Origin of the sequence: Nesterenkonia alkaliphila, assembly GCF_009758175.1 — a bacterium.
In the GTDB taxonomy this organism is placed as follows: Bacteria; Actinomycetota; Actinomycetes; order Actinomycetales; family Micrococcaceae; genus Nesterenkonia; species Nesterenkonia alkaliphila.
Genome location: NZ_WRPM01000059.1, coordinates 60,979 through 70,134 on the forward strand (window position 1 = coordinate 60,979; position 9,156 = coordinate 70,134).

9 protein-coding genes are annotated in these 9,156 nt (G+C 64.3%); 4 read left to right on the forward strand and 5 right to left on the reverse strand.

Going from position 1 to position 9,156, the window contains the following annotated elements; all coding sequences use genetic code 11:
* The first annotated feature begins 3 nt into the window (after positions 1-3).
* The 4 genes from GNZ21_RS08345 to GNZ21_RS08360 all read left to right on the forward strand — a co-directional run bounded on the left by GNZ21_RS08345 (position 4) and on the right by GNZ21_RS08360 (position 4,543).
* Complete coding sequence (locus tag GNZ21_RS08345; protein ID WP_157323218.1) at positions 4-1,689, forward strand: sodium:solute symporter family protein; 1,686 nt, start codon at positions 4-6, stop codon at positions 1,687-1,689.
* Positions 1,690-1,925: 236 nt separating this feature from the next.
* Positions 1,926-2,177, forward strand: coding sequence for a hypothetical protein (locus tag GNZ21_RS08350; protein WP_198345996.1), 252 nt, complete (start codon positions 1,926-1,928; stop codon positions 2,175-2,177).
* Positions 2,177-3,655 carry a sodium:solute symporter family protein gene (locus GNZ21_RS08355; protein WP_157323220.1) on the forward strand — a complete coding sequence of 493 codons (1,479 nt, stop codon included), beginning with the start codon at positions 2,177-2,179 and terminating at the stop codon, positions 3,653-3,655. The genes GNZ21_RS08350 and GNZ21_RS08355 overlap by 1 nt, the downstream gene beginning before the upstream one ends.
* 78 nt (positions 3,656-3,733) lie before the next feature.
* Positions 3,734-4,543, forward strand: a complete 810-nt coding sequence (locus GNZ21_RS08360; RefSeq protein ID WP_157323222.1) for a spermidine synthase — start codon at positions 3,734-3,736, stop codon at positions 4,541-4,543.
* Positions 4,544-4,563: 20 nt separating this feature from the next.
* Here GNZ21_RS08360 and GNZ21_RS08365 read toward each other — a convergent pair whose 3' ends face one another.
* The 5 genes from GNZ21_RS08365 to GNZ21_RS08385 form a co-directional block, all read right to left on the reverse strand.
* Positions 4,564-5,553: an aldo/keto reductase gene (locus tag GNZ21_RS08365; RefSeq protein ID WP_157323224.1), complete on the reverse strand. Its 990-nt coding sequence runs from the start codon at positions 5,551-5,553 to the stop codon at positions 4,564-4,566.
* A gap of 35 nt (positions 5,554-5,588) precedes the next feature.
* Positions 5,589-6,194: a TIGR03085 family metal-binding protein gene (locus tag GNZ21_RS08370; RefSeq protein WP_157323226.1), complete on the reverse strand. Its 606-nt coding sequence runs from the start codon at positions 6,192-6,194 to the stop codon at positions 5,589-5,591.
* 229 nt (positions 6,195-6,423) lie between these two features.
* The gene (gene cutA, locus GNZ21_RS08375) at positions 6,424-6,747 is read right to left on the reverse strand and encodes a divalent-cation tolerance protein CutA (RefSeq protein WP_157323228.1); all 324 of its coding nucleotides are present in this window, start codon (positions 6,745-6,747) and stop codon (positions 6,424-6,426) included.
* Positions 6,748-6,943: 196 nt separating this feature from the next.
* Positions 6,944-7,822, reverse strand: a complete 879-nt coding sequence (locus GNZ21_RS08380) for a hypothetical protein (protein WP_157323230.1) — start codon at positions 7,820-7,822, stop codon at positions 6,944-6,946.
* A gap of 145 nt (positions 7,823-7,967) precedes the next feature.
* On the reverse strand, positions 7,968-9,156 hold a 1,189-nt coding region (locus GNZ21_RS08385), incomplete at its 5' end, for an IS256 family transposase (RefSeq protein WP_157323232.1).

Sequence of the window (9,156 nt, forward strand, 5' to 3'; positions counted from 1 at the left end):
ACCATGAATCTTGAACCGATGCAGTTTTGGACCTTCTTCTTCCTGCTCCTGACCTTCGGGATCTACATCTACATCGCCTGGCGCTCCCGGGTGAAGGAGACCAAGGAGTTCTACGTCGCCTCTCAGGGCGTGCCGACCATCGCCAATGGTGCAGCAGTGGCCGCGGACTGGATGTCTGCAGCCAGCTTCATCGGCATGGCGGGCCTCATCGCCTTCCTGGGTTCCGACGGCTCGGTCTACCTGATGGGCTGGACCGGCGGCTATGTGCTGCTGGCTCTGCTGCTGGCCCCGTATCTGCGCAAATGGGGCAAGTTCACCGTGCCGGAGTTCGTGGGCGACCGCTACAGCGACACGGTCCGCGTGGTGGCTGCGATCTGCGCGATCGTGATCTCCTTCACCTATGTGGTGGGCCAGATGACCGGCGGCGGCGTGGTCTTCGCCCGCTTCCTGGGCCTGGAATCCCACTGGGCCGTGGTGGTGGCAGCCGTGGTGATCTTCTTCTACGCCGTGCTCGGCGGCATGAAGGGCATCACCTACACCCAGGTGGCCCAGTACACCGTACTGATCATCGCCTACCTGATTCCGGCAGTGGCCGTGTCTCAGCAGATCGGCGGCTTCCCGGTGCCTCAGGTCACCTACGGCACCATCCTGGCTGAACTGGATGCACTGCGCGAGGAGTTCGGCCTGCACCACTTCACCGAGGCCTTCGCCGGCCGCGCCGGCGGCCAGCTGGATGTGTTCCTGGTGACCATGTCCCTGATGATCGGCACCGCCGGTCTGCCGCATGTGATCATCCGGTTCTACACCACCAAGACGGTGCGCGGAGCGCGGTTCTCCGCTTTCTGGGCATTGTTCTTCATCTCGCTGCTGTACCTGACCGCACCGGCGGTGGGCGCGTTCACCAAGCTGAACCTGCTGCAGGGCGTGCAGGGTGCCACCGGTGAGGGTGACCTGCCGGCCTGGGTTGAGCCCTGGGCGGAGACCGGCCATGTGCAGGTCAACTCCGACGGCGCCATCGATTCCGTCTCGAATGTTCAGGGTGCGGCCGATATGTACGTCTCCCCGGACATCCTGGTGCTGGCCTCCCCGGAGATCGGCGGACTGCCGGCCCCGATCATCGGCCTGATGGCTGCCGGCGGTATGGCCGCAGCCCTGTCCACGGCGGCGGGTCTGCTGCTGGTGATCTCCTCCTCGGCCTCCCACGACATCTACTACCGGATGATCTCCAAAGAGAAGGCCTCCGAGAAGACTCAGATGCTGGTGGGCCGCCTGGCCATGGTCGGTGCGGTGCTGGTGGCCATCATCGCCGGATTGAACCCACCGGCGTTCGTGGCCCAGGTGGTGGCCTTCGCCTTCGGCCTGGCCGCCTCCACCTTCTTCCCGATTCTCATCCTGGGTATCTTCTGGAAGCGGGCCAATGCCAAGGGGGCGGCCGCCGGTATGCTCACCGGCCTGATCTTCAGCGCCAGCTACATGATCTATACGCTGCCGCTGTTCGGGCTGGAGGCCAACGATCACATCTGGGGCATCTCCCCGGAGGGCATCGGCACCATCGGCGCGGCGCTGAACTTCCTCGTCACCATCGTGGTCTCCAACCTCACCCGCCCGCCGAGCGAGGAGGTCCAAGAGATGGTGGAGTCCATCCGCTACCCGGCCAAGCAGCAGTTGGAGGCTGCCGGTAAGCTGTAGCGCACTCCCACCAGATAACGACGACGCCCTCGGTACCCAGGTGCCGGGGGCGTCGTCGTTGGCACCCCTCCGTTCCGTGGGCGGAAATGTCCGTAGTTGGGCCGTTTCAGCCCCTGATGTGTGCGCATTTGCGCCCACCGTCGGAGGTAGAGGCGTGGTGCGGGGCAGGTCGCGGCGGGGAGAGCCCGCTCGCGCCGGCAGCCGGGCGTAGGCGCAGCCCGGTGTAGCCTGATGCGGTGCAACCATCTGTCCGGAAGTCCGCTCACACCTGGCTGCTGGCCACCGTGCCGGTGATCATGCTGGCGATGTTCGTGGTCCCCTATACCCTGCTGCGCACGGTGGACACCTGGTACGGCAGCGCCCTGTTCTGGACCCTGGCGACCCTGGCAGTGATCGCGGTCAACGTGGCGGTCTCCGCCGGTTGGAGTCAGGACGAGGCCGCGGCCGAGCCTGAAGGGCAGCTCCCGGGCCAGGGGGATGAGCACTGATGGACTCCGCCTGGGTATGGATCGGCATCGGACTCTACTTTCTGGTGGCCACCTGTGCCGCGCTGCTCTCCCGCTCCGGGACCGCTGAGGATATGGCCGACTACTTTCTGGGAGGCCGGCGGATGGGCGGGTTCCTCTCCGCTATGAGCTACTCAGCCACCACCTATTCAGCCTTCATGATGATCGGGCTGGCTGGGCTGACCTATGCCGGGGGCATCGGTGCACTGGGCTTCGAGCTGCTCTACCTGTGTGGGGTCACCCTGGTGCTGATCTTCGGCCCAAGGTTCTGGCGGGTGGGCCGGCGGTTCGGCTATGTCACCCCCTCGGAGATGATCGGGCACCGCTATGCCAGCCGCAGCGCTGGTGCAGTGGCAGCGATCGCAAGCTTCGTGTTCCTGCTCCCCTATGCCGCAGTCCAGCTGACCGGGGCCGGGTACCTGGTCTCCGGGATGACCAACGGGGCCATCAGCTTCACCACGGGAACTGCCGTAGTGTGCTTCGCTGCCATCGTCTTCGCGATGGTGGCCGGTCTGCGCTCAGTAGTGTGGACCGATGCGCTGCAGTCGGTCATCATGGTGCTTTCGGCGACCCTGGTGGTGATCATCGTCATCCATCAGATGGGCGGGCTCGGCGGGTTCCTCGGCGCCCTGGAGGATCAGCCCGGCGCGCTCACCGTCCCCGGTGAGGGCTACTTCACCCTCTCCACGTTCATCGCGCTCTCGCTGCCGTGGATCTTCTTCTCCATCTCCAACCCGCAGGTCTCGCAGCGGCTGTTCACCCCCGGCTCGCTCAAGGACATGCGGCGGATGCTCATCGGCTTCCTGGTCTTCGGGTTCATCTACACCTTCGTCTCCGTCTTCTGGGGCTTCGCGGCACGGGTTCACTTCCCCGATCTGGAGGCCGCCGATGGGGCCACCCCCGCCTTATTGGGGTCAGGCTTAGTGCCCACCCCGCTGGCAATCATCGTGATGATTGGCATCCTGGCGGCCTGTGTGTCCACTATCGACTCGATCATGCTGACCCTGTCCTCGATGATCAGCCGGGACGTGGTAGGTGCCCGCCGCGGGCTCTCTGACCGGATTCAGCTGGCGGCGGGCAAGGCGGTGATCCCGGTGGTGGCCGGCCTGGCCTACTGGTTCGCGCAGCTTCAGCTGGACCTCATTGCGGTGCTTTCAGTCTCCGCCTCGGCAGGACTGCTGGTGATGGTTCCACCGATCATCGGCGCCTTCTTCTGGAAGCGCGGCACTGCATGGGGGGTGATCAGCTCCGTAGTGCTGGCCGGCTCGCTGGTGCTGGGCCTGGAGTACACCGGGACCATGCTGCTGGGCCAGGGCTCCGGAGTCTGGGGCCTGGCGCTGGCTGTGCTGGTGTTCATCGGGGTCAGCCTGGCCACCTCTGCGCCGGCTGAGCGCGCCGAAGAGTTCATCACCGCCGCCCGGGCACCGCTGCGTCGTCGTCTGGTCTCCCAGGGCAGGTGAGCACCGTGGTTTTCGGCGTATACACAGCGAAATCGACTCCAGAACCCGAAAACGGCGGTCCTCAACCGGCGGTGACGTATGCTCCCTAAACTTCCGCAGCGGATCCAGCTCTCCCATTCTGGGCAGACTGCCGAGCTGACCCGCGATACTCTGACTGACCACGGCGTCGTACTCTCCATCGGCACCGGGGAGACCCGAATGGCGGAGCAGTCCCATGTGGAGGTGGGGGATCCGGAGTTCCTGCTGCACGACTATCTGCGCCGGATGCGCGCAGTGCTGACCACCTTGCACCAGCACCCGGCCGGACCCACTGATGCGCTCCACCTGGGCGCAGGTGCCCTGAGCCTTCCCCGCTGGTTGGGAGAGTGGCGGCCGGAGGCGCGGCAGACGGTGGTGGATATTGAGCCCGAGCTGGTGGACTTTGTGCTGAGGCACCTGCCGATGCGCGCTGCGCCGCGAAACCTGGTGGCCGACGCCGCCGAGGTCCTCTCCCCCGGCGGTGCGCTGGCCGGAGAGCGGTTCGATGTGATCGTGGTCGACCTGTTCAACTCAGCTGAGGCTCCGGCGGCGCTGACCTCTGCGGAGTTCTTCAGCACGGTGCTCGGCGCGATGAGCGGGGGCGGGGTCATGCTGGTGAACCTCGGTGACGAGCCCGGAATGGATTTTGCCCGCGGCCTGGTGGGGACCGTGCTGGAGGCGGCGGGTGGCGCCTCCAGTGTTCTGCTGAGCGCACCAGCCGAGGTGCTGGCTGCCGAGGCGGAGGGCAACCTGGTGCTGGCCGTCTGCCGCACCGGCTTCCAAGAGACTGAACTCAGCCAGATCTGGGCGGCCGGTCCCCATCCCGGCGATGTGCTCAGCGGGGTGGAGTTGGCCGCTTGGTGCAGCTGAGCGGTGCCTGACGCTGGATCTTACCACCGGTGGTGGATCTGAGGCTTCAGCTTGGTCTCGTAGAGGCGGGCCACTGCATCCAGGAAGTCTGGTGAAAGCGGCGGGATGTTCCCGGCCGCGGCGTTGCTGGCGGCCTGCTCGGCACTGCGCGCGCCGGGGATCACAGTAGTGACGCCGGGCTGCTGGGCTGCCCAGGCCAGGGCTGCTTGGGCCGGCGCCAGACCTGCGGCCCCAGCCAGGTGGGAGAACTCCGCGGCGGCGGCCACCCCGGTGCTGAACTCCACTCCTGCGAAAGTCTCGCCCACGTCGAAGGCCTCGCCGTTGCGATTGAAGCTGCGGTGGTCATCGGCGGCGAAGACTGTGTCCTCGGTATAGCGCCCGGAGAGCAGTCCTGAGGCGAGTGGGACTCGCACGATGATCCCGACTCCAGCCTGGGCCGCAGCAGGCAGTACCTTCTCCAGCGGCTTCTGCCGGAACGCGTTGAGAATGATCTGCACACTGGCCACGTGAGGGCGCGCAATGGCGGTCAGCGCTTGGTCACAGGTCTCCACACTGACTCCATAAGCTGCCATCACACCCTCCTCCACCAGAGCGTCGAGGGCGTCGTAGACCTGGTCGCCCTCCAGCACTGCGGTCTCGGGGCAGTGCAGCTGCACTAGGTCCAGGGTCTCGGCCCCCAGGTTCTGCCGGGATCTTTCGGCCCAGGCGCGGAAGTTGGCCTCGGTGGCGTACTGCAGTGAGGGCGCCGTCGCCCGTCTGATCATCTTGGTGGCGACTGTGCCGCGCCAGTCGGGGTTCTGCGCGCGCCAGCGGCCGATGAGCTGTTCGCTGCGGCCATCGCCGTAGACGTCGGCGGTGTCGAGGAAGGTCACCCCCGCCTCGGCGGCGGCGTCGAGTACGGCGAATGCGTCCTTTTCTGAGACAGTGCCCCAGTTCCCGCCGATCTGCCAGGTGCCGAGGCCGATTGCCGAGACGCTTCGGCCAGTGCGGCCCAATATGCGGTATTCCATAGGTGTCCTTACTGCGGTTTCCGGTGGGGGCTGTCCTAGGGGGCCGTCACCTGGACGGCGGCAGCGCTGCGGCGGCCGAAGGCCCAGAGCACAAGCTCTTCAGGCGGGCCCTGGACAAGACTCAGAGGTGCCCGGGGGTTCCCTCGAGTTACTGCGCCGTGGTCCGGGCTGATGTAGGTGATGCGCTGCTGCTGCGAGCGTGCTCCCAGCAGGAAGAGCCCCTGGGTGCCCTGTCTCCACAGCTGTGCCCGCACTTCAGGGCTGGGGGTGCGCCGGTGCTGGGGGTCGAAGTCCTGCTGCGCCCGGAGCACATCCTCGGCGTGCACATAGAACTCTACGGTGTTGACGGTGTTGGCGACCGGGCGGAGGCGGGTCGGTGACCAAGGCGGCGGGCCCGCGGCCACCTGATCCACCAGCGCCTGGTAGTCGGTGCGCGTGAGCTCCTCCAGGGCCGCGCGGGCCCGGTGGCCCACGATCGGCAGGTTCTGGCCGGCCAGCAGGTGCGGCCTGGAATCCCTGACCACGATATGGACTGCGAGGTCCCGTGCCGTCCACCCCTCACAGAGGGTGGGCGCGTTTGCCGGAACTGCGCGCAGCGCCTCGGCCAGCGCCCTGCGCTCCTGGTGTGCTGGATATGCCATGTGTACAGCGTACGCCGCTTGGCCAGGTGCAGGAGGCCAAGGCATGGATTGTTCAGCGCCCCGCAGGCCCGCCGGTCTCAGAGTGTGCGGTGGCGGCTCCAGCCCGGTGTCGCGGCACGGCAGTGAGGATCGCATCATTGCTCAGGGTCTCGGCCAGGCAGTGCCCAGCCCCATCCCGAAGGCGATGATCACCACCGCTGCGCCATGCTGCCCCGGACGTTGTAAGGTTTCAGTCCGAGACCGTCTGGCTGACCCATTCCAGATAGCCGGCACTGCCGGCGATGATCGGCTGCACGATCAGCTCCGGTTCGTCGTAACTGTGCTCACGGGCGAGGAACTCTTTGATGCCCGGCACGTGTGCGACTGTGGTTTTGAGGGTGAGGAGGTGCTCGGCGTCGTCGTGGGTCTGTCCCTGCCACTGGTAGAAACTGCGCACCTGCGCGATCTGCACACAGGCAGCGAGCTTCTGCTGCACGGCCTGGGCGGCCAGCCGCTCAGCCTCAGCGGCGGAATCGGTAGTGGTCTGCACTGTCACATACTGAACCTGGTCCATGCTTCCAGTCTGCCCGATCACAGTACGACGACGCCCCACCCCCAACCCGCGCCCTCCCGTCAAGAGAGGCGGGTCATCACCTATCGAACCATCCCAGTCCTCTGCGCAGCAAGAACCGTAGAGTGTCTGTGTGGTTTACATTGTGTTCGCATTATGCTCGGTTCACAGTGGCAATTCAGCCAATTCGCCTCCATGCTCAACAGCCGGACGAGTGGAATGAATAGTCGCTGGAGGAGATGGTTACCTGCGTCCTAAATCCACTGTTCTGGAAGTGGTTCGCAATGATGTTGCCGTTGGTGTCCAGGCGTTCCCAATAACAGCCGTTGAATCCCTCAACCGATTCGGCCACATAGGTGCCGGGTGGGATGTCATCATTTACGCGATAGGTGCCCCCCGTGTAAACATCCCCCCGCGCTTCTGCCTCAATCCAGGGAATCCAATGTGAAACAGCTGACTCAACAATCTCTCGATCTGGATGCTCGGGGCAAAGCACAAATGCCCCGAGCACTTCCGCTGCCTGAACCTGAACCCAATCATCAGAACTACTACGATCTTCGTAGCTCTGTGCACAAATCACATAGAGGGTGCGAATACTGGACACGTCCTCATACCCAGCTAGATCTATAGCTTCCTGCTCAACCTCAGTCAACTCATATTCATTGAAGGAAAGTGAAGGTTCATCGGGATCATTCGGCGAGTACCACCTGCAGAGCTCTCGTTCTTCAACGGTGTGCTGTTCCCAGGCTTCTTCAAATGACTCTAGCGGTTGAGGCTCTTCGTCGTCACGAATCATGCAGTTAATCCCCATCTGTTCCGACGCTCGGAATACCCGAACGGTGGACCTTTGTAGGATATTTTCTTCTTCTGCCGGCGGAACTGTTACTCCCAGAGCCGAACACGCGTCGGTCAAGCTCTCCATCGCCTCGGTGAACCGATCATAAGCCGTCTCCGACTGCGGAGTTCCGAAGCCGGAGTCAAGGGAGGGGTCGACACGAGCCTCCACATAGTCATCTACAGCACTAGAAGCATGGTGTGCTACGTCAGTAACGGTTACTAGGTAATCCGGCTCTGACATTGCGAGCGCCTCAGCAAAGGCGAGTAACGAGTCTATGTCTTGGTCCTGAATCAGTAGGTCATAGCCGTCAGCGATTGTCTCGCAATGTTGAGTTGTCGGTCAAGTCCCGTGTAGTGGTGTAACTAGCTCTTCGAGTTTTGGATGGTTATGCGGCTTGGAGTTCGGGGAGATCGTGGTGATCGTTGTCGGGTTCGGGGGTGGTTTGGCAGCGTGCGAGGACCTCGAGGCCGAGGTATCGGCGGCCTTCGGCCCATTCATCGTTCTGTTCGGCTAGGACGGCGCCGACCAGCCGGGTGACGGCTTCGCGGTTGGGGAAGATGCCTACGACGTCGGTGCGGCGGCGGATCTCTTTGTTCAGCCGTTCGTTGGGGTTGTTTGACCAGATCTGGGTCCACACGTCCTTAGGGAAGCTGGTGAAGGCCAGGATGTCTGCCTGGGCGGTGTCGAGGTGATCATGAACAGCGGGGAGCTTCTGGGCCACGTAGTCCAGCAGCCGGTCGAATTGGGCGGTGACGCTGGCGGGGTCGGGCTGGTCATAGACCGAGTGCAGCATGGCTTTCACCGCTGGCCACATGCTCTTGGGGCACACGGCCATCAGGTTGGCGGCGTAGTGGGTCCGGCACCGCTGCCAGGATGCTCCGGGCAGATTCGCTGCGATAGCTTCTACCAGCCCAGCGTGAGCATCAGAAGTGACCATCTTGACCCCGGTGAGCCCGCGGGCGACCAGGTCAGCGAAGAAGGTGTTCCAGGCGGTAGCGGTCTCAGCGGTGGCGACCTGAACTCCGAGGACTTCACGGTGGCCGTCGTGGTTGACTCCGGTGGCGACCAGCACCACTGCGTTGATCACCCGCCCGCCTTCGCGGACCTTCATGGTCAGCGCATCGGCGGCCACGAAGGTGAACGGGCCGGCTTCGGCTAGTGGTCGAGTGCGGAACTCGGTGATGTGTCCATCGAGGTCCTCAGCCATCCTGGAGACCTGGGATTTCGATAGCGAGTGGATCCCCAGGGTCTTGACCAGCTTGTCCATCCGGCGGGTTGAGACACCGGCCAGGTAGGCATCAGCGACCACAGTGATCATCGCTGATTCGGACCGCTTCCGCCGCTCGAGCAGCCATTCCGGGAAATACGTGCCCTCTCGGAGTTTCGGCACGGCGACATCGATGGTCCCCACCCGGGTATCGAGATCCCGGTGGCGGTACCCGTTGCGCTGAGTGGTCCGGTCAGCGCTGGGTTTGCCGTACTCAGCGCCGATGACGGCGTCAGCATCGGCTGAGAGCAGGGCGTTGATCATGGTCTGCAGCAGATCACGCAGCAGATCGGGTGATGCCTGGCCC